This window comes from Bradyrhizobium sp. LB8.2 (assembly GCF_040548035.1).
Lineage (GTDB): Bacteria > Pseudomonadota > Alphaproteobacteria > Rhizobiales > Xanthobacteraceae > Bradyrhizobium.
This window is the reverse complement of the sequence record NZ_JBEPQV010000046.1, coordinates 1-24,448: the sequence shown is the minus strand read 5'-3', so window position 1 is coordinate 24,448 and position 24,448 is coordinate 1. Positions and strand designations below refer to the sequence as shown.

Genomic DNA, 24,448 nt, shown 5'->3' with positions numbered 1-24,448 from the left:
AGCACTGCCCTATCCGGCCTCCTCGCCAGCATCCGCAGCCAGCCGCGGCGGCCGCACCACGGTGACAGTGCAGGCCGCTTCCGAGGCCACCTTGGCCGAGACGCTGCCGAGCAGCGTGCGGCGGAACGAGCTCTGCCGCGCGCCGATGATGAGGTGGTCGACCTGGTTGACCTCGGCGAATTCCAGGAGCGCCGCAGCGGGATCGACCGCTTCCAGCACATGAACCGACAGCCGGCTCTCATCCAGCTTGAGCGGCGTCGCCCAATGCCTCAGCGCCACCAGGCGGTCAATATGCTTGTTGGAGCCCTGCTCGTCGAGCGTCCGATCGATCGCGATCCGGTTGAGCTTGAGCACGTTGACGCAAGCGAGCCGCGCCGACGGCAGCGTCGCGAGAATGCGCTCGGCGGTGACGCGCAGCGCCTCGTTCAGCTCCGGCGCGCCTTCCACCGTCTCGAGCGCAACCGCGAGGATCGGACTCGATGCGATTTGGGCTGCGACATACGATTTCGCGCGGGGTGCCATGACACCCTGGTTGAACCGGCGGCGCCAGGCGACGCTGAGCGGATCGCGCTTCAGCCGCTCCGAACGCGCGGTGAGCTTGATCTGGTCGGGATGGGCGAGATCGAACGCAAGCTGTGACGCCGTCGGATAGCGCCACACCGGCTCGATCTTGAGGCACCTCAGCACGACCTCCTGGAGCCAGGGCGGATAGTCGGCGCGTAAGCCGCGCGGCGGGTACGGATCGCGCCACAGCCTCCTCCTCATCGCACGCAGCGTCTCGCCCTCGCCAAAGGGACGCTCGCCCGTCGTGAAGAAATAGAGCAGCACGCCGAGCGAAAACAGATCACTGCGCGGATCATCGCGCACGCCTGACAGCCGTTCCGGCGCCATATAGGGCGCAGTGCCGTAAGGCAGGCGGAATTCCTCCTGCAGCAGATCCGGCAGATGGTTGTGGTGCGACAGGCCATAGTCGATCAGCACGGCCTCGCCGCTCTCGCGGAACATGATGCTGCTCGGCTTGATGTCGTGGTGGATCACGTTCTGCCGGTGCAAATCGGCGAGCCCCGTCGCGATCCTGGCGACGAGCCGCCGCGCCTCGTCATACGGCAGCGGCAGGTCGGGCAATCGCTTGTAGAGCGTGGTCCCGGCGATGCGCTCGATCACGACATAAGCCTGGTGGGCGAAATCGCCGGTGCCGAAACATGAAGGTACATGCGGCCCGGCCAGCCGCGGCAGGATCATCATCTCCATCTCGAAGGAGACGATCGCCGCGGGGTCCTCGCCCTCCGACACCCGCGGTATCTTCATCAGCAGCGGCACGTCGATGCCGGGATGGGTGACCGTCCACAGCGTCGCCATCCCGCCGGCATGGACGCATTCGCCGATAGTGTAGCCGTCGATCTCTGCGCCTGATTTGACCAGGGGTTTCGGCATCGCCTCTAGCGCCCCTGCGACAGCCGGTCGGCAAGCCAATGCGGCAGGCCGTTCTCGCGGATCCGGTTCGCGGCCGTCTCGACATCGTAGGGCGCGCGGCAATAGGTGATCTGGCAAAAGACCGTGTCGAACAGCACGAAAGCGGCGGATGGATCGCTATCACGTGGCTGGCCGACCGAGCCGAGCACCGCAAGCCATTGCCGCCCGCGCAGCAACGGTATGGAGACGTCGGTCTTGGGCACCAGGCCCGTCATCTTCGCCGTCACCGACATCGAATAGATCGCCGGACGGTGGATGTGGCCGCAGAACGTGACATGGGCCGGCGTCGCGATCAGGCTCTTGGCGGCGTCCGCCGTCGATCGGACATAGTGCCAGCTTCGGGGGCTGGAGGCTTCCGAATGCACGAACAGGCGATCGCCGTCCTGCACCAGCATCGGCAATTCCGCCAGGAACCGGCGCTGCGCGGTGTCGAGCCGGCCGCGGGTCCATTCGATCGCGATCTGCGCCTCGGCATTCATCGTCTCGGCCGAGGAATTGACCGCCTGGTCATGGTTACCGCGCACGGCGACGGCGCCTTGGGCAACCAGCTCCATCGCGGTATCCACCACCCATTCCGGATCGGCGCCATAGCCGACGAAGTCGCCGAGCAGGATGAAACGCTCGGCGCCACGCGCCCGCGCGACCTTCAGGCACGCCTCGAACGCCTGCCGGTTGCCATGGATATCCGAGAAGACAGCGAGAAGCACGCACCCTCCACCCCAAATGTCTTGTCGGAAGCCGATAAGGCCAAATTGAGGGACGTCAAGATGCGTCTGCGCGGTTCGGCTTTCCAGCGGGTCCCTGCGGCAAGGGTGAAGGGCCTATTGCTCGTCCTTCGGCGGCATCCGGGGTGGCGGCACAGGGGTGAAACCGGCGCCTTGCGCGCCGGCCTGCGGAGCGCTGAACTCGCCGGTCGAGGAATCGCCGCCGCTCGTCTCCATGATGGTCTTGGGCGTCACATATTCCCGGACCATGTCGATGAGGCTGCCGTCGCCGCCGCCGAAATCGGCGGCGCGGCCGCCTTGCGGATGTCCCAGCGCGATCTCGTTCTCCGCTGCATGGGTCTTGTCGGCCAGACTGTCGTTGTAGGGGATGCGGAAGGCTCGGGGGATGCCGCTTGGGCGATTGTCCTCATCCAGTTGCTCGACCCACAGATAGATCGAGCCGGGATCGCCCTCCAACGAATGCGGCTCGACGATGCGGGACTTCAGCAGCTTGAAGTTCCCCGGCAGCCGATCGGCGCTGGCCCAGCCGAGCAGCCCGCGCATTTCCGTGAAGCTCACGACATAGAACGCACTGGTCACGACCACCGCGACTGCCTTGAACGACCAGTGCAGCCGCGCATAGACCAGCACGATCAGCAGCAGCGCGCCGATGACGGTGTAGGCTATCGATAGCGTGAGGATGATCGTTTGCAGGCTAGTCACGGCGCACCCTCGCAGCGTTCTTGCTCACACCGGTGCTCGGGTCGAGATCGGCGCCGTTGCGCCAGCCGCTGCGAAAGGTCTCGAGCAGCGATTTCGGCCGCTGGTCCACATTGACCACCTTGCCTTCGGCATCGAGCCGGAACCGCACCGCGGTCTTCTCGTCGCCGGTGTGATCGAGCATGAACTTGTTGTCGAAGACCACCTGCGCCGTCGGATTGAGCTTCTGCACCTTCACATTGGCCTCGACCGGGACGCCGGTCGTCGCCACGAAATGCGATACGTTGACGGTGTATTCGCCGGGAACGATGCCGCGCACCGTGACGATCTCCTCGCGGATCGGCGAGGCGATCTTCTTGCCGTTGACCATGATGAAGTCGTTGGCCCCGCCGCGGTCATCGCGGTCGAGCGTCAGGAAGCCGGCCTCGCGGTGGCGATACCAGGCGATGTTGCCGGCGGGATCCTGCACGAACAGGTCGAGATCGTCGGGATGGCTGTCCGGCCAGTCCAGCGTGATCATGAACTCGGCCTTGGAGTCGATCTTGCCGTCCTTGGCATCCGGCGAGACCGCGAGCAGTGCGAGGAAGAACAGGAACGCGATCACCTGGAGCGCCTTGAACAGCATCACGCCCAGGGGATCGAACGGCTCCTCGCGCGGATAGAGACCAAAGTCATCCATCATGACGGCGTTCCAGCGCCCTTGCGCTCCAGTACCGGCGTCACATAGGTCTCGGTCAGCACCACCGCGTCCGAGAACACCTTCTGGGTCGCGGCGTCCAGCATGTAATACTGGATGCGGACCAGGATCGAGCCGACGAGGCCCGCCAGCGTGGTGTACATCGCGACCGCCATGCCATCGCTCATCAGCCCCATCGAGGATCGCATTGCGACCTTGTCGGCGGCATCGAGCCCCGCGATCGGCGCCAGCATGATGATGAAGCCGACGATGGTGCCGAGCAGGCCGAGCTTCATCAGCGTATCCGAGACGAAGGCCCCGAAGCCGTTTGACCCGCGCAGGCGATCGGCGAGCGTCCGCAATAACAGCGTCTGGTCGACCGGACGGTAGTCCTGCGCCGTGGCCTTGGTCACGAGACTCTCGATGTGGTCCCGCACCAGCCCGCGCGGCAGCGCGGTCGCGCCGGCGTCCAGCGCCTTGCCGCCCTCGGGCGCCGCGAGCACCGCGCGGCAGCGCCGGGCCGCCGCGCCCTCGCGGGCAATTGCCCGCGTGCGCAGGAAGCAGTGACCGCAGGTGAGGACATAGAGCAGCGCGATCACGCTGGAAATGTAGGTGCGGTCCGACGACAACATCAGACGGATCAGGCCGAAGCGCCACAGCAGCACGACGGCGAAGACCGAAAGCCCGGTGAAGATCATCCAGAACAGGAGCGCGCTGCGCTCGGATGGGTCGGTCGCGGTCCCCGCGATCGGTCCAATCGTCATCGAACTCATGCTGCACTGCTCCTGGCCTGCAAAGATTGGCCTACCGCGATTTCCCGCCCATTAGATCAAAGCCGCCGCGCCCGGTCCAAAGAGCCATGCCCAATCCGGCTTGGGAAATTTGCCCGAGCTGCCATCCTGCCATACCTCGCAATTGGCAAGGCGCGGCGGCGTTGTTAGGCTGACCTTACCAAACTTTGGGGTGATCGCATGCGCCTTGTGCTTGAGCTTGTCGCCCGTCTGTTTCTTATCGTCGCGCTCTGCCTTGGAGCGGCGACCGTCTGGGCGACGTTCGACGCCTATCGCAGCGTCGACCGGGCGACCGCGGCCTCGGCGCAACGGGTCGCGCAGGCGCTTCAGGCGCTGTACTGGCACGAATTCTTGTTGCGTAGCAGCAGAACACGCGAGCAGCTTCTGCCGGTTCCGGAGTGGCGCACGCTGGAGACGATGAAGCTGATCTCGCCCGGCGTCTGCGTCGAGTTCCAGCCGGTCATCGCGTTCGAAAAGCCGCTCTGCGGCCAGAGCGAGGGGCTAGGCAAGACGCCGCCGCGCTGGTTCGCATCGATCGTGCCGACCTTCCTCGGCAGCCACACCGAAGTGATACGGCCCGTCAGTCCTCGCGCGGCGACCGCCGGAACGGTGGTCGCGACGCCGGATGCCGCGGCCGCCATCTCGCTCGCCTGGGAGTACATCCTCAACGTGATCGACGTCGCGCTTTTGATGGCGGCGGCGATCGCACTGCTGGCTTCGCTCGCGATCGCGCATGCGCTGGCGCCGGCGCGCACGATCGTGACCGCCTTGCAGCGCATGGCGCGCGGTCAGTATCGCACGAAACTGCCGCGCTTCCGCTCGATGGAGCTGGCGATGATCGGCAGCGCCGTCGGCGAGCTCGGCGGCCGGCTGGAGGAAGCGACCGAACAGCGCGCGGCGCTGACGCGGCGCCTGATCGAGATCCGCGACGATGAGCGCCGCGCGCTCGCCCGCGAACTGCACGACGAGTTCGGGCAAAATCTCTCGGCCATCCTCGCCTTCGCCAACACCATCGAGACGGCGGGCACGAAGGAAGACAAGGACAAGGACAACGGCATCGCGCAGGACGCGCGGATGATCTCGCAGGCCACGCATCATCTGATGGCCTCACTGCGCGACGCGCTGAAGCGCCTGCGCAATCCCCTTCCCGCAGAGCTTGGACTGGAGGCGAGCCTGGTGAATTTGGTGGATAGCTGGCGTTCGCAGAGCGCGGCGCGGCCGACGATCCAGCTCGATCTCAAGGGCGACCTCACCGACATCAGCGGCCCGGCCGCCACCACCGCCTATCGCGTCGCGCAGGAGTGCCTGACCAACGCATTGCGCCACGGCGCGGCACGCGAGATTTCCCTGCGCGTCGAGCGGCGCACGGGCGATGACGATGCATTGCTGATCAGTGTCGAGGACGACGGCGGCGGCGATGCGGTACGCGTGGCGCAGTCGGCCGGCTTCGGCCTCACCGGCATCCGCGAGCGCATCGCTGCGGCGGGCGGATCATTGTCGATCCTGCCCGCCCATCGCGGCCTCAGTGTCGCCGCCACCATCCCGCTCGCCGCATGAGGCCGGGATGAACGATATTGCGGCAACAGGAATCTCCGTGCTGCTGGTCGACGACCATCCGATCGTGCGGCAAGGCTATCGGCGCGTGCTGGAAAGCCAGGGCGATCTGCATGTCGTGGCGGAAGCCGATAACGCCGCGGATGCCTACAGCGCCTTCAAGGCGCGCGATCCTGACGTCGTCGTGCTCGATATCTCGATGCCCGGCGCGAGCGGGCTGGAGGCGATCCGCAACATCCGCGCGCGCAGCCCGCGGGCGCGCATCCTCGTTTTCACCATGCACAACGAGGCCGTGCTGGTGAAAGCCGCCTTCAGTGCCGGCGCCAGCGGCTTCGTCACCAAGAGCAGCGAGCCGTCCGCGGTCGTATCCGCGATCCGCAGCGTTGCCCGCGGCGAACGCGCCATGAGCGACGACATCGCGCACATCCTGGCCGAGGACAGCCTCTCGGCGGGCTCTGCGCTGGATCAACTGGGAGAACGCGAGATCGAGATCCTGCGCCAGTTCGCCGGCGGCGCCACCACCGAGCAGATCGCGACGCATCTCAATCTCAGCGTCAAGACGGTGCAGAACTATCACTATCTGATCAAGACCAAGACCGGCGCGCGCACGGATGCGCAGCTCGTGCGGCTCGCCGCGGCTTGCGGGCTGACGAAGATCTAAGTGTTCGCCCGTCCCTGGAGACAGGGCGCGCAGAGCCCTCCTCCGCACGCGGGGCCTCCAAGAATATTTCGATCGCCTTAGCGATGCGGATTGGAACGGAGGCGGTCGAACTCTGGTTAGTACCAGAGCGAAGGAGTTCCGCCATGAGTAAGGCTATCCGCGAAGCCACCTATCCCGCGATCATCACTGTCGGCGAGCTCATCGATGAACTCTGCCGCCTGCCAGACACAGCAACGATTCGATTCCACTGCCCCCTGCTCGGACAAGAGCTTGCATTCTACCGGCTTCGAAAGCGGGCGAAGGACCTTGTCGAAATTGAAGTCAATGCGTATCCGGAAAGCCCGCCGGTCGTGCCATTGGCCGGTGCCGCGCTTGGTGGGCGGAAAAAATCTCACCATCCGCGTTCGCTCCGCGATGGTGCCCTTGCACATAAGGTGGGGGGATAACAAACGCCGGCCACCGCTGGCTTTGGAGCGGGTGGGTTGTTCGGCCTACGCCTTCAATCCGCGCAACAGCAGCGCCAGCGTCGCATCGACGCGCGCCGGCAGATCGGCGTCCTTCCACTCGTCGGCGTGGGCCGGATGGTGGAAGCGGACGGTGGCATCGAAGATGGCGCGCGCGGTGGCCTTGACGTCGCCCACCTCGAACACGCCCTGCTTCACGCCGTCGGTCAGGATCGCCCCGATCTGGTCGATCATGGTGTCCTTGTGACACCTGACGGCTGCGCAAGCCTCGCGCGCCAGCGTCAGATAGGTCTCGAACATCTCGGGATCGTCGAGCACGCGCGAACGCTTGGCGTCGAACAGCGTGCGCAGCCAGCGGTCGAGCCTGACAGGCGCCGGACCCTGCTCCTCGGCGATCGCCAGCAACGGCGCGTCGATACGATCAAGCCAACGTTTGGCAACCGCCTCGCGCAGCGAGGCCTTGCTCGGGAAATGGCGGTAGACGCTGCCGTGGCTCACATCGAGCGCACGGGCGACGTCGACCACGGTGGCCTTGGCAAGTCCGTAGCGCCGCAACACGTCCTCGGTGACTTCGAGGATCCGCTCCGGCGTCAAGATAACGGCTTCATTCATGCCAGCACCATGGTCCCGTTGAGGGCTCAGTTACCCGGCGATGGAGCTGCTTCCGAAGCGCCCGTGCCGGTCGTTTCGGAAAGCTCTCGCCTTAATGAGGCAGTTTTGCAGCCTGCGCCGCGATCTGGCGCGCCACCAGTAAATTGAGCCAATGCCCAATCGTCCCGGTCAGATTGATGATTTCGGTCGTCATTGTCTTAAGTCTCCAATCGTCCGCGGTATCTCCTCGGGGGGAGAACCACGAGACGCCCAATCGGAGCGTCCGAGAGGGGATATACACTTCTCGATGACAGATTTCAATATCTGTCAGTCAATGATCCGTGATTGAAAGTCGATTTTTGCGGGCCTCCTCTCCGGCCTCCATTGGGCCGGCTGGTCCGGTGGATAGCTCGGCGATCTCCCTCTTCCCGGGCTCGGATCGTTTGTTTCGCCCTCTCCGCTCTGCTAAATCACGGCGTAAAAAGCATTTTGGCAGGTAGCGCTCTCTTGGGTCGCCCGCCCACCTTCCTGGAGCAGTCCAATGATCCCCCGCTATACCCGCCCGGAAATGGCCTCGATCTGGGAACCGCAGACCCGGTTCAAGATCTGGTTCGAGATCGAGGCGCACGCGGCTGACGCCCTCGCCGAGCTCGGGACGATCCCCAGGGAAGCCGCCAAAACGGTCTGGGCCAAGGCCAAGGACATCACCTTCGACGTCGCCCGCATCGACGCGATCGAGCGCGAGACCAAGCACGACGTCATCGCCTTCCTCACTCACCTTGCCGAGATCGTCGGCCCCGAGGCGCGCTTCGTGCATCAGGGCATGACCTCCTCCGACGTGCTCGACACTTGCCTCAATGTCCAGCTCACCCGCGCAGCCGACCTGCTGCTCGCCGACCTCGACAACGTGCTGGCGGCGCTGAAGAAGCGCGCCTTCGAGCACAAGATGACGCCCACCATCGGCCGCAGCCACGGCATCCATGCCGAGCCCGTGACCTTCGGCCTCAAGCTCGCTTATGCCTATGCCGAATTCACGCGCGCCAAGGAGCGCCTGATCGCGGCGAGGAAAGAGGTCGCGACCTGCGCCATCTCCGGCGCCGTCGGCACCTTCGCGCAGATCGATCCGCGCGTGGAAGAACACGTCGCCAAGGCCATGGGCCTTGTCCCCGAGCCGATCTCGACGCAGGTGATCCCGCGCGATCGCCACGCGATGTATTTCTCGGTCCTCGGTGTGATCGCCTCCTCGGTCGAGCGCTTCGCGGTGGAGATCCGCCACATGCAGCGCACCGAGGTGCTGGAGGCCGAAGAGTTCTTCTCCGAAGGGCAGAAGGGTTCGTCCGCGATGCCGCACAAGCGCAATCCGGTGCTCTCGGAGAACCTCACCGGCCTGTCGCGCATGGTGCGCGCCTATGTGACACCGGCGCTGGAGAACGTCGTGCTCTGGCACGAGCGCGACATTTCGCACTCCTCCGCCGAGCGCATGATGGCCCCCGACGCGACCGTGACGCTCGACTTCGCGCTGGTGCGCCTCGCCGGCCTGATCGACAAGCTGCTGGTGTATCCCGCCAACATGCAGAAGAACCTCGACCGCCTCGGCGGCCTCGTGCACTCCCAGCGCGTGCTGCTGGCGCTGACGCAGAAGGGTGCCAGCCGCGAGGACGCCTACAAGCTCGTGCAGCGCAACGCCATGCCGGTCTGGCGCGGCGAAGGCGACTTCCTCCAGCTCCTGAAGAAGGACGCTGAAGTGAAGAAATATCTCAGAGACGCCGAGATCGAGGAGCAGTTCGATCTCGGCTATCACCTCAAGCACATCGACACGATCTTCAAGCGCGTGTTCGGGGAAAGCTGAGTGTCGCGTCCGTAGTGCGTAGCCTGGGTGAGCGCAGCGATACCCGGGGAGCCACCAACAAAGATCCCGGATGTCGCTTCGCTCATCCGGCTACAACAATAACAACAACTGAGACGGAGCCCCCATGCCGATCGTCAACCGCGTTGCCGCCCTGTCCGACGAAATGGCCGCCTGGCGCCATGACTTCCATGAGAACCCGGAGCTGCAATACGACGTCCATCGCACCGCCGGCATCGTCGCCGATCGTTTGCGCGAGTTCGGCTGCGACGAGGTGGTGACTGGCATCGGCCGCACCGGCGTCGTCGGCGTGATCCGCGGACGCAAGTCGGCCTCCGGCAAGACCATTGGCCTGCGCGCCGACATGGACGCGCTGCCGATCATGGAGACGTCAGGCGTCGCCTACGCCTCCAAGGTACCCGGCAAAATGCACGCCTGCGGCCATGACGGCCACACCGCCATGCTGCTCGGCGCCGCCAAATATCTGGCCGAGACGCGCAACTTTGACGGCACCGCGATCGTGATCTTCCAGCCCGCCGAGGAAGGTGGCGGCGGCGGCAAGGCGATGGTCGAGGACGGGTTGATGACGCGCTGGAACATTCAGGAGGTCTACGGCATGCACAACATGCCGGGCCTGCCCGAGGGCCATTTCGCGACTACGCCGGGTGCGATGCTCGCCTCCTCCGACAACATCCAGATCACGGTCCACGGCAAGGGCGGCCACGCCGGCGCGGGTCCGCACAAGTCGATCGACAGCGTGCTGATCGGCTCGCAGATCGTCAACGCGCTGCAATCGATCGTCGCGCGCAACGTCGATCCGCTGAAGTCAGCCGTCATCTCGATCACGCAATTCCACTCCGGCACGGCCTTCAATATCATTCCGGAGATCGCCGAGCTCGGCGGTACTGTGCGCACGCTCGATCCTGAGGTGCGCGATCTCGTCGAACGCCGCATCGGCGAGGTCGCCGACAGCGTCGCCCGTGCCTATGGCGGCTCGGCGGAGACGAAATACACGCGCATGTATCCGGTGACGATGAACCATGCGCGCGAGGCCGGCCTTGCCGCCGACGTCGCCCGCGACATCGTCGGCGCCGACCGCGTCAACGACAAGTTCATTCCGATGATGGGCGCCGAAGACTTCTCCTTCATGCTGGAAGCGCGCCCCGGCGCGATGATCCTGGTCGGCATGGGCGATGGCAACGAGTGCCACCACCCGGCCTATGTTTTCAACGACAACATCCTCGGCCACGGCGCATCATATTGGGCACGCCTGGTGGAGACGCGGATGCCGGCGGGGTAACTCGGCGAAGAGTATCCCCCTATCGAGGCCCGTGGCGTCTGCACCAAACCACAATAGATAATCCTGCCGGTTTGGGGCGGCCTTGCCAGCCATGCCACCGCGAGGCTACCGCTTAAGATCAGTTGCAAATCTCTCTTTGCTGCCCAATACCGCCGCTCCCCTGCGATTGCCCCGTACCAATTACTATCCGACAGCCTCTTGCTGCAGGTCGGCAGCCCGCCTGATTGCATAGTATCTGTTCTGAGGATTGGGCCTTTGGGGGCGTGGACTCGGTTCGCCTGCGCTCAACGTCCCGCCTCCTCGAATCCTCCCGCGTCGCGACCGGCTTCTTCTCCTGAATCTTCTCGCACTCGTTGTCGTCACCGACGTGGTAGCCGGCCCGGCAGGTGATCTTCGCGCATTGATCTCCATCGGCTTTGAAGCCGAAATTGCATACGAGCGGACAGACGCGTCCCGGCTTCGCCTTCAGCGCATCGAGCGCGTCGACACTGGCAAGCTTCGCGTCGAATTGAGTGCCGGCATATTTGTTGAACAGCGTCAGCGAGCGCTGCGTTGCGGCGTTCCAGTCGCCGTCGGCGGCGGCCGAAAGACAGCCGACGCGGCGCAGTTCGCTCTGAACGGATTTCGCGAGATCGCCGGGCGGCGGAGAGCTTGGCGGCGGCGACAGCGCGGCCACCTTCCTACTGTCGCCATCAGCCGCCTGCTTCGCTGCCGCCTCGGTCGCCACCTTCTCGAGCGCCCGCTTCTCCGCGAGCGACCTGGCCGCGGCAGCTTCCGCCGCCTTGCGATCTCGTTCGGCCGCCTCCGCCTTGGCCTGCTCGATCTGCTTGGCCTTCTCGGCCGCGATCCTCGCCCCTTCCGCGGCTTTCGCAGCGGCGGCCGCTTTCTCCAGTTCGGCCTTCTGGGCTCGTTCGGTCGCCAGCCTCGCCTTCTCCTGTTCGGCCAGACGCGCCTTCTCGGTCGCCAGCGTGCGATCCTCCTCGGCGGCAATCTTCTTCAACTGCACGCGGGCGAGGTTGGCGTAAAAGCCCTCCGGATAGGTCTGGAGGAATGCTTCCCAGGCTTCACGCAGGCCGGCCTGAAGGGCAAGCTCGTAGTCTTTGCGCACACTGTCCTGTGGATTTGCCTGCGGACCGGCTGCGGCGGCCGGCCTTGCCGGCACCAGCGGCACATCGCTGCCGCCCAGGGAGCCATAGACATACGGCTCCTGCTTGTTGCCGGTTTTTTTCAAGACGTCGTCACGGACAAACCCGAACGCCTTGCGCAAGTCGAGCCCGGGCTTTGGCAGATGATCGGTCAGCGCCACCGCGAACGGGCTGTTCCGGGAGTCGCCATCGGACGCCGTCGACCCCGCCTTGGCCGCAAACGCGATCATCGTGTTCGGACTGGTCGGCTCGACCTTGGCAAGCCCGCCACCAATCGCGCGCGAGGCCAGGGTGCGCTTCATCGTCTTGGCGAAAGGGTTGTCGCGACAGGCATCGAGGATGACGAGACGGAGTTGTTTGGCCGGTTCGACCGCATACAGCGCGCGGTCGAGTGCGATCGTCTCGTCGAGGACATCGCCATCGGTTTCCAGCATGGCATCGGTCGGAACGAGGTAGTTGCTGCCGTCCAGCTCGATGCCATGGCCCGCATAGTAGATCACCGCCATGTCGGCATCGCGCGTCCTGGCCGCGAACTCGCGTAGCGATCGCCGCATTTCGCTGGCATTGAGGTCCAGCTTGATCTCGACCGTATCGAAGCCTGCGTTCCTGAACATGCCGCCGACCAGCCCGGCGTCGTTCACCGGGTTGGCGAGCCGCGGGGCGTTCTTGTAGGCGGAATTGCCGATCACGAGCGCGACGCGCTTGTCGGCCTGAGCCGGCGCGCAGGTGCAAAGAGCCGCAAATATGAATAGGAAGAGATATCGAGCGATGTTCACGCAATTCATCCGCGGTTCTGGATCGACTGCACGATCAGTTGCAGACCTCATAATTGCCGCTTCCTACGGAGGCGTTATATCTTCCGGGCGTAGCCCCGGCCACGAGTCTGCATCCTTTCTGCACCGGACGACAGCCGGCCGAACTGCAAAAAATCTGCCCACTGGCTTCGGGCTTCGAGGGCGCCGATTCCGAGTCCTTCCGGTCCGCGTCCCGCTTCCTCGAATCTTCCCGCGTCGCGACCGGCTTCTTCTCGGACACCTTCGCGCATTCGTTGTCGTCACCGACGTGATAGCCGGCGCGGCAGGTGATCTTCACGCATTGATCGCCATCGGCCTTGAAGCCGAAATTGCAAACGAGCGGGCAAACGCGCCCGGGCTTTGCCTTCAGTGCATCGAGCGCATCGACGCTTGCGAGCTTGGCGTCGAACTGGGTGCCTGCATATTTGTTGAACAGGGCCAGCGAACGCTGCGATGCGGCGCTCCAATCGCCGTCGGCGGTGGCAGACAGGCAGCCGACGCGGCGCAATTCGCTCTGTAGGGATTTTGTCAGATCAGCCGCCGACAATGCCGATGCCGGCGTCGACGAAAGGGCTGCAACTTTTTGCTCGACCTCAGGCATCTGCCGATCGGCCGTCGGCTTTGCCACCTGCTCCGCCTTCTCGGCTGCCTGCTTGGCGGCAAGCTCGGCCTTGGCCTTCTCCGCCGCCTGCTTCTCGGCCTGTGCTTTCGCCGCAGCAGCCTCAGCCAGCTTGCGCTGGTGCTCCGCCGCCTCGGTCCTCGCCTGCTCGATCTGCTTCTGCTTCTCCGCCGCGATCCGGGCCTCTTCGGCAGCTTTGGCCGCCGCGGCCGCCTTGTCCTGCTCGGTCTTCTGGGCGCGTTCGGCAATAAGCCTTGCCTTCTGCTGCTCGGCCGCATTCGCCTTTTGCTCGGCCGACGCCCGCGTCTCTTCAGCGGCGATCTTGTTCATCTGGCCCTTGGCCAGATTGGCATAAAAACCTTCGGGATATTGCGCCAGGAAGGCTTCCCAACCGTCGCGCGTGGCAAGCTGCAGCGCCAGCTCGTAATCCCTGCGAATAGAATCCTGCGGGTTGGCCTGCGCCCCAGACGCGGCCGGTTTGACCGCAACCAATGGCACGTCGTCGCCACCGAGCGAGCCGTACACATACGGCTCCTGCTTGTAGCCCGTGCTCTTGAGCACGTCGTCGCGCACGAAGCCGAAAGCCTTGCGCAGGTCGAGGCCCGGCTTCGGCAGGTGCTCGACCAAGGCGACGGCGAACGGGCTGTTCTTGGAGTCGCCGTCAGACGCGGTCGATCCCGCTTTCGCGGCGAAGGCGATCATGGTGTTGGGGCTGGTCGGCTCGACCTTGGCGAGCCCGCGTCCGATCGCGCGGGAGGCCAGCGTCCGCTTCATGGTCTTGGAAAACGGATTGTCGCGGCACGCGTCCAGGATGATCAGGCGCAGCTGCTTGGCCGGCTCGACCGCGAACAGCGCACGCTCGACTGGGATGGTCTCGTCGAGCACGTCGCCATCCGTCTCCAGCGTCGCATCGGTCGGAATGAGATAGTTGGTGCCTTCCAGCTCGATGCCGTGGCCGGCGTAATAGATCACCGCCACATCCGCATCGCGGGTCCTGCCGGCGAACTCACGCAACATGCGCCGCATCTCGCTCGCACTGAGATCCAGCCTGACATCGACGGAATCAAAGCCCGCCTTCTTGAACATGCCGCCGACCAGAGTGGCATCGTTCACGGGATTGCCGAGCTTGGGCGCGCTCTTGTAGGCGGAATTGCCGATCACGAGCGCAACCCGCCGGTCCGCATGGGCCGGTCCGCAGGCAAGGCCAATGGCCAAAATCAACAAAGCAAATATCCGAAACGGAATCACTTGCGTCCCCCAGGATGCAATTCCATGAGAATATCCGGGAGCGTGGCAGATTGCCAATTCTTCCTATGTGACAATTGTCACACAAGACCCTCTATCGGAGTATGGATAATGCGGCGAAGCGTCGCTCTGCTTTCGCAGCTGACGCCAAAGCCGGCTGTTGGGTCCGTTACATTTGCACCACCTCGTGGCGCATCACGAACGGTGCAAGCAGTGCGTGCACCTCGCTCGCAACCGCCTCGCGCTGATCAGCCGGCAGGCCCGCCAGCGTAACCGTGGCGATCGAGCCGTGGCTGCCGTGAGCGCCGACCCTGACCTTGCAGTCGATGCCGCGCTCGGCGAGCGGTGTCAGCACCTTCGTGAACACGCGCCGGGCTGCGTCCCAGCGCAGTTGCGGCTTGAATACCTTGCCGACGCCGGTGACAGGCATCGGGTCGATCGGAATGACCTGCACCGGAACGGCGGCGCGCTCCGGCGTGCGCTCGCGCACCCATGTCTCCAACTCGCCCGGTTCGACAGTCGCACCCGGCTTCAGCTGCACGTAACCCACCGGCAATTCGCCGGCATAGGCGTCGGGCTGACCGACCACCGCGGCAAAGCCGACGGCGGGATGCCGGAACATGATCTCCTCGATCGGCGCCGGATCGATGTTGTGGCCGCCGCGGATCACGAGATCCTTGGCGCGGCCGGTGATCCAGAGATAGCCGTCGGCATCGAGCCGGCCGAGATCGCCGGAATTGACCCAGACCTCGTCGACGAAGGCGCCCTTGTTGTGCTCGTCGTTGAGATAGCCGCCGAACACGCCGGGCCCGGCCATGATGACGACACCGATCTCGTCCGGCGCGCAGTCGCGGATCAGCCGGCCGTCGGCATCGAGTTGCACGATGCGGACCCGCGCGTAAGGCATGGGAAGGCCGACCGAGCCGAGCCGGATCGGCCGCGACGGATAGGCCAGCGTGTGCACGCTCGAGGTCTCGGTCATGCCGTAGACCTCCACGACCGGCAGCTTGAGCTTGTCCTGGATCGCAGACCCCACCGCGACCGGGATCGCCGAGCCGCCACCGGCTGCATATTTCAGGCTGGAGATGTCGGCATTGCCGGGCGGCACCCCGAGCGTTGCGGCGAGCACCGTCGGCACGCTCGACAGCGCCTCCGGCTTGAAACGCTCGACCAGTTGCCAGATGTTCCTCACCGCATTCGGATTGCGCCATCCGCTCGGCGACAACACGACCAGCGATCCGCCGGCGGACAGCGTCAGCAGCACCTGGGTTAGCGAACCCCCGACATGAAACAGCGGCATGCCGAACAGCATGTTGGCGCCCGGCTTGGACTTCAGCAGCAGATTGAGCGCCCAGGCCTGATAGACCTGGTTGGCATGGGTGTGCCGCACCAGCTTTGGCGTTCCGGTGGTGCCTCCGGTATGGAAATAGGCCGCGATATCGCTGCCGAGAATCTTGCGCCCGCTGATAAGCCGGTCCGACGGCTGCTGCTTGATCAGATCGCTGAAGGCAAAGATTCCCTTCGTCGGATCGCCGCCGCCGAACACCTGCACGACCGCCTTGAGATGCTTGAGTCGTGGGCGGATCTGTTCGACCTTCTGCCAGATGTCAGTGCCGGGCATCGGCCCCAGCGCCACCAGAATTTTCGTGTTCGCTGCCTCCAGGATCTCCGCGATCTGGTGCGGCTCCAAGAGCGGATTGACGGGGTTGGCGATGCCTGCGGCCTCCGCGCCGAACAGTGTCACGAAGGCGTCAGGTACCAGCGGCAGCATGAAGCTGATGACGTCGCCCTTCTCGACGCCGAGCGCGTGAAACATGTTGGCGGCCTGCGTGACGCGCGCGATGAAATCGCGGTATGTCACAACGACAGGCGTGTCGGCGGGATCGGCATTTTGCAGGAACTGGATCGCCGGCCCGTCGGGGTTGCCCGCCGCACCCAGCCTGATCGCGTCGTAGGTGCTCTCGGCCGCGACGCGATCGGCGTAAGGGACCTGCTCGAAGGCTCGAACCTCGGCGTCGGTTGCCAGGTCCGGATAGTCGCTGCCGATGAGCCGATCGAGCGCGTGGATGCCCGCCATGGAATTCCGTCCTCCCTCAGATGCATTCCCCGCGCCCTGTCTTTTGACTTTTTGGGTCGAGGAGGCCTCGACCGATGACCGGTCGAGCACGGACAGAATGATGGATGATTTGGCGTTCGTCCATGACCTAACGTCGCCTACGATCGGGCTCAGACCTTTGAACCTGCGGGCCAGATCCGGGGACCAAGAATTGGCGTCGGACCAGCATGCCAGCGCCCTGCCGCAAGACTTGAGGTGATCATGACTACGCCCCTGCGGGATTGCGCCACTCGGCCCTTCATCGCGCTCGCCATGACACTTGCGATCATGGCATCGGCGATCGCCCTGCCCCGCGCGGCACTCGCCGAGGACGGCCAGTTCGACAAGATGCGCGCCAAGATCGCGGCCTTCGTCGCCGACAAGATGGAGAAGCTCGGCGGGTCGCGCATCATCTACAAGGTGGACACCGATGGCCTGCGCGAGAGCGTCGTCACGGATTTGCGCGATGACGTCTACAAGAACCTGCGCGAGGGCCGGATCGCCTTCTCCGGTCTTGCGATCCGCGACGGCGGCGTCGAGTTGAAGATCGCCGACGCCAAGGGCCGCGAGCAGCTCGCGCGCAAGCTCGCGTCAGCCGCAGAGGGATTGCCGTCGTATGCACTCGCCGTGACCGAGGGCGGCGACGGAATGGTCAGGCTCGCGCCGACCGATGCCGCGTCCTCCGCGCGGCTGCACGAGTTCGTCGAAGATGCCATCGCCATGATCGAGCAGCGTCTGAAGGAGGCCGGCGTCCAGCTCGCCAGCGTCCAGCCCGACGGGACCGATCGCATCCGCATCTTCCTGCCCGGTGTGATGGAGCCCGAGCGCGTCACCGCGGTCTTCGCCCGAAAGGTCAAGGTCGGCTTCCGCCTGATCGACCTCTCGATGCCGCCGGAGCAGGCGCAATCCGGCGCGCCGCCGGCAGGCACGGAAGTCCTGCCCGGCTTCAAGGACAAGAGCCTTTATCTGGTCGCCAAGGACAGCGTGCTCGACGGCGACGACATCAGCTATGCAGGCCCGGGTTTTGCAAGCGGCACGAAGGACCCGATCGCCTCGTTCCGCTTCAACGGCCGCGGTACGCGGCGCTTTGCCCACGTCACCGAAGAGAACATCGGAAAGCCCTTCGCCATCGTGCTCGACGGCAAGGTGATCTCCGCCCCCGTGATCCGCGAGCCCATCACCGGCGGTTCGGGCCAGATCTCCGGCAATTTCACCCTGGAGGAAGCGAACAGCGTCGCCATGATGCTGCGCGCCGGTTCGCTGCCGGGGCACCTAGGCCTGGTCGAGCAGCAGGTCGTGCAGCCCGCCGCCAAGCCCTAGGGCTGGGATCGCCCACGCCCCCGCCCCGTCGGGCGCCGAGGTCCACCACGCCGAGGCTCGTACCCCGTGGGCCCGAATCACGGGGGCGCCACGGCCAAACAGGCAATTGCCGAAACCACCGATCCCGCTAAAATTTGCCTCTTGCGGCATGACGGCCGAAGGCTTCATTCAAGTGGTCGTCATTCGATTTCGGCTATACGGGTCGAGAATACCGACCAGGACTGAAGGCCTTACGCGGGGATAGTACCATGCCGTCCGGCAGCGCAGACATTTCGTCGATCCTCGACCGCATTCTCGATGCGGCGACGGATAACCTGAAGATCGCGAAGATCCTGGTCCAGATGGGCCTCGATCCGAACAACGTCACCTACGACGCGATTTTCAATCGGATGCTGGAGATCTTCGTCCACAACATCACGCTGGCCAATATGTTCGCGGCGATCGGCGCCGGTTTCTTCGTCGCCACCCTCCTGATGCGGACGATGGTGCCGCTGCGCGTCGCCAACATGGTCGGTTGCGCGTTCTTCGCCGTTTTCGGCGCGCTCTCAGCCAACGTCTCGACCTTCCTGCTCTATCTGCTGCTGCTTCCGATCAACGCCGTGCGGCTGCGGCAGATGCTCAAGCTCGTCAAGAAGGCGCGCCATGCGGCCGAAGGCGACATGTCGATCGAATGGCTCAAGCCGTTCATGACCGAACGCAAATACCGCCGTGGCGACACGCTCTTCAAACTAGGCGATCCAGCTAAGGACATGCTCCTGACCGTCACCGGCAAGTTCCTGGTCAAGGAGATCAATATCGAGATCATGCCGGGCGCGCTGATGGGAGAGCTCGGCTTCCTGACGCCGGGCAACCGGCGCACCGGAACGATCGAATGCATCGAAGACGGGCAGGTGCTGACGATTACCTACGACCGATTGCTCGAGATCTACTTCCAGGATCCGCAGTTCGGCTACTACTTCCTGGTGCTGACCAGCCAGCGCCTGCTGCAAAACATCGATCGGTTGCAGAAGCAGCTGGCCACGGAGCGGGCCGCCACCACGAACAGGATCGCGTGATCGATTGCGCGTCGCCGTTCAGTTCAAGAGCAACGCCATGCCCGGATCGCCCTTCTCCATCGCACGCCGATAGCCCGCCCGCGCGCTGATGCGGCCGAGATATTTGACCACGTTCGGACAGCGCGACAGGTCATAGGGCTGGAAGTAGCGCATCGTGGTGAGCGAGAAAGCTGTCATGATATCGGCGGTCGTGAAAGCGCTGCCCGCAAGGTATTCGGTCTCGCGAAGCCTTGCGTCGAGAAGATCGTAGGCCCGATCGAGACGCCCCTTCATCGCGAGCAGGGTCGGATTGTCCTTGGCGAGATCGAGCCGGCTCAGGATCATCATCCGCCCCATGCCGGGTTGCAGGGTGCCATTGGCGAAATGAAGCCAATACAGAAACTGAGCGAAGGCGGGATCAGTGGGACCGAGCACGAGTCGGCCGTTGCCATATTTTGCAACGACGTAGTCGACGACCGCACCGGATTCCGCGAGCACCAGCTCGCCGTCGGTGATGACCGGCGCCGTGCCAGCCGGATGCAGCGCCTTGTACTCGGCAGGAGCCAGCATGGTGACGGGATCGCGCGTATAGCGCTTCAGCTCGTAGGGAATCCCCAGTTCCTCGCACAGCCAGACAATACGCTCGGACTGCGACTTGCCGAGATGATGGACGGTGAGCATGGGGCCTCCTGAAGAGATGAAGCAGAACGTGGGATGTGCCACGAGAACGCACAGGTGTGGTTGCGATTACGCCTCGTCCGTCACCATCCGCGCCACGACGCGGTCGCGGCGGATGAAGTGGTGCCAGAGGGCCGCGATCATGTGAACCGCGATCAAGGCGAGCAGGACATAGGCGAAGAGGATGTGGCGGTCCTCATAGACGCCCGCCGCCGCGCGGTCGGGCGTGGTGAATTGCGGCACGTGAAACAGGCCGAAGAAGTCCGAATAGTCAGGCGCGTGCGCACCGGAATGGGCCCAGCCGAGCATGGTGACGACGACGACGGCGAGGTAGAGCGCGCCGTGGCTGACATGGGCCGCGATCTTCTGCCAGCGCGAGGTCTCGGCCGGCAGGGCCGGCGTCGGGTTGACGAGGCGCCACACCAGGCGCAGCACGGTGAGCAGCAGGATCACATAACCGATATCGGCGTGAATTGAGCGGTAGAAGAAGCGGTCGGGACGCGCCGGGATGTGGTTCATCCACCAGCCGAAGCCGATCATGCCGATGATGGTCAGCGCCAAAATCCAGTGCAGCCACCGGGAAACGCTGCCCCAGCCGTGACTGGTGTTTCTGATCATGTCGGCTCTCCGGAGTTTTGCGGGCCTGGACCTGTCCGCACCGCAGTACGGCAGCTGATAGCGGGAACACGCGGCAATCGCGAAATTGAATCGTTCCAAATTGGTCCCAAACGCCCCTGCCGCAAAACCGCCCCAAAAACCGAATGGTAACCATGGCGGGCTAAGGTAACGACGTGATCAATTCCCCGACGATCCTGGTGTTCGATTCCGGCCTTGGTGGGCTCACGGTGCTGCGTGAGGTCGTGGCCGCATGCCCGGACGCGCATTACGTCTACGTCGCCGACGACGCCTTCTTCCCCTACGGCCACCACAGCGAGGACCGGATCATCGCCCGCGTGGTGCCGCTGATGGGGGAATTGATCTGCAAGCACGATCCTGACCTCGTCGTCATCGCCTGCAACACGGCGTCCACCCTGGTCCTATCTCACTTACGCGCCGCTTATTCCCTGCCCTTCGTCGGCACCGTGCCGGCGATCAAGCCGGCCTGCGCGCAGTCGAAGACCCGGCGCGTCTCCGTGCTCGGTACCAAGGGTACGGTGAAGCGCGAATACACCAAGGCGCTGATCCGCGATTTCGCGCTGGGTTGTGAGGTGACGCTGGTCGGCTCCCCCGAACTGGCCTCGCTGGCTGAAGCCGAACTCAGTGGCACCCCGATCAGTGACGGCGACATCCTCGCCGAGCTTACCCCCTGCTTCGTCGGCGATGCCGCGGATGCGGACGCACGCACCGACATAGTCGTGCTCGCCTGCACGCATTATCCGCTGCTGCTCGACCGGATGAAAAAGCTCGCGCCCTGGCCGGTCGACTGGATCGATCCGGCGCCCGCGATCGCCCGCCGCGTCTCGGATCTACTCGGCCCGCAGATCGGCGGCATCGCGCAATCCGGTGCCGAGATGATCTTCACCTCGAATCGCGTACATGGCCTCAGCGCCACGCTGACGCCATTCTTCGGCGGCCGCGCATTGGCCTGACTTTCCGCGGACACGGCACGCTGCTAGGCTTCGCCGTCATCATCTCTCCGCAGGTCATCTCATGTCGATCCCCGCAATGCCGCTCAATCGCCTCCGCCAATTGTGGCGCGAGGGTCGTCCCGCGTTCGGCGCGATCGCGACGATCCCGAGCGTGCAGACCGTGCAGATCATGGCCCGGTCGCTCGACTGGATCATCGTCGATCTCGAGCATGGTCCGATTGGACTGACCGAGGCGCATGCGATGATCGCGGCAACGACCGGCACGCCATGCACACCATTGGTGCGGATCGCGGCCAACGAGCCGTGGCTGGCGAAAGCACCGATGGACATCGGCGCCTTCGGCATCAATTTCCCGATGATCACCAATCGCGCCGATGCCGAGAAAGCGGTCCGCAGTGTGCGCTATCCGCCGCGCGGCGATCGTCTCTGGGGTCCGTTCCACGCTCCGTTCCGCTGGGGCCAGTCGATGCCGGACTACATGGCCTCAGCCGATGACGAGATGATCTGCATGATCACCATCGAGCATGTCGACGCCGTCAACCGCATCGACGAGATCATGGCGACGCCAGGCATCGATGTTGCGGTGATCGGCCCCGGCGATCTCGCCACGTCCATCAACAAGCGCGGGCAGATGGACGATCCCGAGCTGCTGGAGTTGGTCGCCCGCGCGGAAGCCGGCATCCTCAGAAGCGGCGTGCCGATCGGTGGCGTGGCGCGTACCGCAGACCAGGCCAACCAGCTGATCGACCGCGGCTACCGCGCGATCGCGCTCGGCTTCGACTGGTCGCTATTCCAGCGCGGCATCATGGCGGCGTTCGATGGGATCAAACGCTGAGCGCCGGGCTTGCCGGGAACTGCCGCGCTGCTAGGGTCGGCCGTTCCAGGGAGGAAACAATGCTCAAAAAGACTTTGCTCGCTCTTGCCTTCACCGGCCTTGCCGTTGCCGCCTTCGCCCAGCAGCCCGGCATCAAACGCACCCCACTCCAGAAGGTCGAATTTCCGGACGGCTACAACACCATCACCGCCATCGCGGAAGTCCCAGCGGGCGGCGCGGCCGGACGCCATACCCATCCGGGAATCGAGACCGGCTACGTGCTCGAAGGCGAGCTGAATCTTCTCATCGACGGTCAGCCGGAGAAAACCCTGAAAGCCGGTGATTCCTACCAGATCCCTGCAGGTGTCGTGCACGACGCCAAGGCTCATGGCGACAAGGCCATGAAAGTGCTTGGAGTTTACGTCGTCGACAAGACCAAGCCGCTGGCTTCGCCGGCGCCCTGATGCGGCGAACCGACCGGCCCCAGGCGGGTTGGTTCGTGCTAGAGCAGGCGGCGAGCGGGAATCCGCTCGCGGCACATTGTCTAATCTGCGGGAACCGAAAGAGCGATGCGCGGGAAAGCAAAGACCATTTCGCTGCCGCGCCGCCTGATTGTCGATCTCATGCGCGCCTCGATCGGCGTGCCGTTCGTATCGCTCTCCCGCTCGCTCAATATCCGCCCCCTGCTGGAGGCCCGCGCAGGCGCGATCGCGCCGGCCGGCTGGGCCGCGATGTTCGTCAAGGCCTTCGCTCTGGTGGCCAGGGACGAGCCGCTCCTGCGCACGGTTTACGCCAAATGGCCCTGGCCGACGCTCTATGAGCTGCCGAAGAGCGTAGCCTCGGTCGCCATCGCCCGGGTCGAGGACGGCGAGGAATGCGTGCTGTTGCAGCGGATCGCAGGCCCAGAGGCCATAGCCTTGGCCGAAATCGACGCCGAGATCCGGCGCGCCAAGACAGCCCCGATCGACGAAATCCCCATGTTCCGCAAGGTCATGCGGGCGACCCGTCTGCCGCTGCCGCTGCGGCGCCTGTCCTGGGCGATCGGGCTGAATTTCGGCCGGCAGCGCGGCAATTGGTTCGGCAGCTTCGCGGTGAGCTCGGTGGCCGCCTATGGCGGGGGCGAGCTTCACCCCATCACGCCCGGCCCTTTCATCGTCAGCTATGGGGTGGTCGGGGCTGACCAGAGCATCCATGTCGTGATCCGCTGGGATCACCGGGTGACCGACGCTGCCCCCATCGCCAGGGTCCTGACCCGGCTGGAACAGGTCCTGAACACTGAAATCGCTGCCGAATTGCGGGCAGCCGGCCCCAAGCCGATCCGGGCGGTCAGGACGTGATTCCAGGGCCATTCGCATTGACAGCGAGCCCCGAACTCCCCTAAAAGCCGCTTGCTCGCGGGCCGATTTCGGCCCGCGAAGCGTTTCGCGACCCGTGGTCCTTTCCCCCACGCTTTGGGGATCGGACCTGTCAGTGCCGGGCTAGCCCGTCACACAGGAGGGCGCGTTTCCTCAAATCATGAACCTACAGAGGACGCGATGACTAAGCGCAGTGAAGCCAAGTACAAGCTCGACCGCCGTATGGGCCAGAACATCTGGGGCCGCCCGAAGAGCCCCGTCAATCGCCGCGAGTACGGCCCCGGCCAGCACGGCCAGCGCCGCAAGGGCAAGCTCTCCGATTTCGGCGTGCAGCTGCGCGCCAAGCAGAAGCTGAAGGGCTACTACGCCAACATCTCCGAGCGCCAGTTCCACAGCATCTATGTCGAGGCCAGCCGCCTCAAGGGTGACACCGGCGAGAACCTGATCGGCCTCCTCGAGCGTCGTCTCGACGCGGTCGTGTACCGCGCCAAGTTCGTCTCGACGATCTTCGCCGCGCGCCAGTTCATCAACCACGGCCACGTCAAGGTGAACGGCCGCAAGGTCAACATCTCAAGCTATCAGGTCAAGATCAGCGACGTGATCGAGGTCAAGGAAGCCTCCAAGCAGCTCGCCCACGTCCTCGAAGCCAGCCAGCTCTCTGAGCGTGACACCCCGGACTATCTCGAGGTGGACCACAACAAGATGACCGCGAAATACGTGCGCATCCCGCACCTCTCCGACGTGCCGTTCCCGGTGCAGATGGAGCCGCATCTGGTCGTCGAATTCTATTCGCGCTGATAGTTCGGCAGATCAATTCCTCAAAGGCCCCGGTTTCCGGGGCCTTTTTGTTTGAGCCGGCCATTTCCATGTCCCAGGCCATATGTGCTAGCCCAACTTGCGCAGTTAGAGGCGAGATTTCGCTATTTTCGGGGATTTTGCACCGCGTGACTTGAATCGGATCAATTGGTTAGACGGTGCGA

23 protein-coding genes are annotated in these 24,448 nt (G+C 64.5%); 12 read left to right on the top strand and 11 right to left on the bottom strand.

Annotation, left to right across the window (positions count from 1 at the left end):
- Positions 1 to 9: 9 nt before the first annotated feature.
- The 5 genes from ABIB06_RS35695 to ABIB06_RS35675 form a co-directional block, all read right to left on the bottom strand.
- A complete protein-coding gene (locus ABIB06_RS35695; protein WP_354046320.1) occupies positions 10 to 1,434 on the bottom strand; it encodes a serine/threonine protein kinase in 1,425 nt (474 codons plus the stop codon).
- Positions 1,435 to 1,439: 5 nt separating this feature from the next.
- Positions 1,440 to 2,180, bottom strand: coding sequence for a metallophosphoesterase family protein (locus ABIB06_RS35690; protein WP_354046318.1), 741 nt, complete (start codon positions 2,178 to 2,180; stop codon positions 1,440 to 1,442).
- Between the two features lie 114 nt (positions 2,181 to 2,294).
- Positions 2,295 to 2,900, bottom strand: coding sequence for a hypothetical protein (locus ABIB06_RS35685; RefSeq protein WP_354046316.1), 606 nt, complete (start codon positions 2,898 to 2,900; stop codon positions 2,295 to 2,297).
- On the bottom strand, positions 2,893 to 3,579 hold the full coding sequence (locus ABIB06_RS35680) for a DUF2135 domain-containing protein (protein WP_247339081.1): 687 nt from the start codon (positions 3,577 to 3,579) through the stop codon (positions 2,893 to 2,895). Before ABIB06_RS35680 ends, ABIB06_RS35685 begins: the two co-directional genes overlap by 8 nt.
- Positions 3,576 to 4,346, bottom strand: a complete 771-nt coding sequence (locus ABIB06_RS35675; RefSeq protein WP_247444488.1) for a MotA/TolQ/ExbB proton channel family protein — start codon at positions 4,344 to 4,346, stop codon at positions 3,576 to 3,578. Before ABIB06_RS35675 ends, ABIB06_RS35680 begins: the two co-directional genes overlap by 4 nt.
- A gap of 198 nt (positions 4,347 to 4,544) precedes the next feature.
- Between ABIB06_RS35675 and ABIB06_RS35670 the strand changes: the two genes are divergently transcribed.
- The 3 genes from ABIB06_RS35670 to ABIB06_RS35660 all read left to right on the top strand — a co-directional run bounded on the left by ABIB06_RS35670 (position 4,545) and on the right by ABIB06_RS35660 (position 7,025).
- Positions 4,545 to 5,921 (top strand): sensor histidine kinase, encoded by a 1,377-nt coding sequence (locus ABIB06_RS35670; protein WP_354046314.1) that lies wholly within the window; start codon positions 4,545 to 4,547, stop codon positions 5,919 to 5,921.
- 7 nt (positions 5,922 to 5,928) lie between these two features.
- Positions 5,929 to 6,579, top strand: coding sequence for a response regulator (locus ABIB06_RS35665; protein ID WP_354046312.1), 651 nt, complete (start codon positions 5,929 to 5,931; stop codon positions 6,577 to 6,579).
- 143 nt (positions 6,580 to 6,722) lie between these two features.
- Positions 6,723 to 7,025 carry a hypothetical protein gene (locus ABIB06_RS35660; protein WP_247339087.1) on the top strand — a complete coding sequence of 101 codons (303 nt, stop codon included), beginning with the start codon at positions 6,723 to 6,725 and terminating at the stop codon, positions 7,023 to 7,025.
- 45 nt (positions 7,026 to 7,070) lie between these two features.
- On the opposite strand, the gene ABIB06_RS35655 is transcribed toward ABIB06_RS35660, so the two are convergent.
- Positions 7,071 to 7,655, bottom strand: a complete 585-nt coding sequence (locus tag ABIB06_RS35655) for a TetR/AcrR family transcriptional regulator (RefSeq protein WP_354046311.1) — start codon at positions 7,653 to 7,655, stop codon at positions 7,071 to 7,073.
- A 520-nt stretch (positions 7,656 to 8,175) separates the two neighbouring features.
- On the opposite strand from ABIB06_RS35655, the gene purB reads away from it, so the two are divergent.
- Both purB and ABIB06_RS35645 read left to right on the top strand, forming a co-directional pair.
- Positions 8,176 to 9,483: an adenylosuccinate lyase gene (gene purB, locus ABIB06_RS35650; protein ID WP_354046309.1), complete on the top strand. Its 1,308-nt coding sequence runs from the start codon at positions 8,176 to 8,178 to the stop codon at positions 9,481 to 9,483.
- 124 nt (positions 9,484 to 9,607) lie between these two features.
- Entirely contained in the window at positions 9,608 to 10,780 is a 1,173-nt protein-coding gene (locus ABIB06_RS35645; RefSeq protein WP_354046307.1) for a M20 aminoacylase family protein, read from the top strand.
- A 118-nt stretch (positions 10,781 to 10,898) separates the two neighbouring features.
- Here the strand turns inward: ABIB06_RS35645 and ABIB06_RS35640 are convergent, their stop codons facing one another.
- The 3 genes from ABIB06_RS35640 to ABIB06_RS35630 form a co-directional block, all read right to left on the bottom strand.
- Positions 10,899 to 12,710, bottom strand: a complete 1,812-nt coding sequence (locus tag ABIB06_RS35640) for a caspase family protein (protein ID WP_354046306.1) — start codon at positions 12,708 to 12,710, stop codon at positions 10,899 to 10,901.
- A gap of 25 nt (positions 12,711 to 12,735) precedes the next feature.
- Entirely contained in the window at positions 12,736 to 14,586 is a 1,851-nt protein-coding gene (locus tag ABIB06_RS35635; RefSeq protein ID WP_354046304.1) for a caspase family protein, read from the bottom strand.
- A gap of 166 nt (positions 14,587 to 14,752) precedes the next feature.
- The gene (locus ABIB06_RS35630; RefSeq protein ID WP_354046302.1) at positions 14,753 to 16,660 is read right to left on the bottom strand and encodes an acyl-CoA synthetase; all 1,908 of its coding nucleotides are present in this window, start codon (positions 16,658 to 16,660) and stop codon (positions 14,753 to 14,755) included.
- Positions 16,661 to 16,900: 240 nt separating this feature from the next.
- Here ABIB06_RS35630 and ABIB06_RS35625 point away from each other — a divergent pair, with 240 nt between their 5' ends.
- Both ABIB06_RS35625 and ABIB06_RS35620 read left to right on the top strand, forming a co-directional pair.
- A complete protein-coding gene (locus tag ABIB06_RS35625) occupies positions 16,901 to 17,998 on the top strand; it encodes a SecDF P1 head subdomain-containing protein (RefSeq protein ID WP_354068888.1) in 1,098 nt (365 codons plus the stop codon).
- A 248-nt stretch (positions 17,999 to 18,246) separates the two neighbouring features.
- Positions 18,247 to 19,053: a Crp/Fnr family transcriptional regulator gene (locus ABIB06_RS35620; RefSeq protein WP_354046298.1), complete on the top strand. Its 807-nt coding sequence runs from the start codon at positions 18,247 to 18,249 to the stop codon at positions 19,051 to 19,053.
- Positions 19,054 to 19,071: 18 nt separating this feature from the next.
- On the opposite strand, the gene ABIB06_RS35615 is transcribed toward ABIB06_RS35620, so the two are convergent.
- Positions 19,072 to 19,713, bottom strand: coding sequence for a glutathione S-transferase family protein (locus ABIB06_RS35615; protein WP_354046296.1), 642 nt, complete (start codon positions 19,711 to 19,713; stop codon positions 19,072 to 19,074).
- 66 nt (positions 19,714 to 19,779) lie between these two features.
- On the bottom strand, positions 19,780 to 20,328 hold the full coding sequence (locus ABIB06_RS35610; RefSeq protein WP_354046294.1) for a cytochrome b: 549 nt from the start codon (positions 20,326 to 20,328) through the stop codon (positions 19,780 to 19,782).
- Between the two features lie 173 nt (positions 20,329 to 20,501).
- Here ABIB06_RS35610 and murI point away from each other — a divergent pair, with 173 nt between their 5' ends.
- From murI to rpsD, 5 genes are all read left to right on the top strand, one after another.
- The gene (gene murI, locus ABIB06_RS35605; protein WP_354046292.1) at positions 20,502 to 21,299 is read left to right on the top strand and encodes a glutamate racemase; all 798 of its coding nucleotides are present in this window, start codon (positions 20,502 to 20,504) and stop codon (positions 21,297 to 21,299) included.
- Between the two features lie 61 nt (positions 21,300 to 21,360).
- Positions 21,361 to 22,134 carry an HpcH/HpaI aldolase family protein gene (locus ABIB06_RS35600; RefSeq protein ID WP_354046290.1) on the top strand — a complete coding sequence of 258 codons (774 nt, stop codon included), beginning with the start codon at positions 21,361 to 21,363 and terminating at the stop codon, positions 22,132 to 22,134.
- Positions 22,135 to 22,193: 59 nt separating this feature from the next.
- Positions 22,194 to 22,577 (top strand): cupin domain-containing protein, encoded by a 384-nt coding sequence (locus ABIB06_RS35595; protein WP_027518835.1) that lies wholly within the window; start codon positions 22,194 to 22,196, stop codon positions 22,575 to 22,577.
- A gap of 105 nt (positions 22,578 to 22,682) precedes the next feature.
- Positions 22,683 to 23,450 carry an acyltransferase gene (locus tag ABIB06_RS35590; protein WP_354046288.1) on the top strand — a complete coding sequence of 256 codons (768 nt, stop codon included), beginning with the start codon at positions 22,683 to 22,685 and terminating at the stop codon, positions 23,448 to 23,450.
- 198 nt (positions 23,451 to 23,648) lie between these two features.
- Positions 23,649 to 24,266, top strand: a complete 618-nt coding sequence (gene rpsD / locus ABIB06_RS35585; protein ID WP_247339107.1) for a 30S ribosomal protein S4 — start codon at positions 23,649 to 23,651, stop codon at positions 24,264 to 24,266.
- Positions 24,267 to 24,448: the final 182 nt, after the last annotated feature.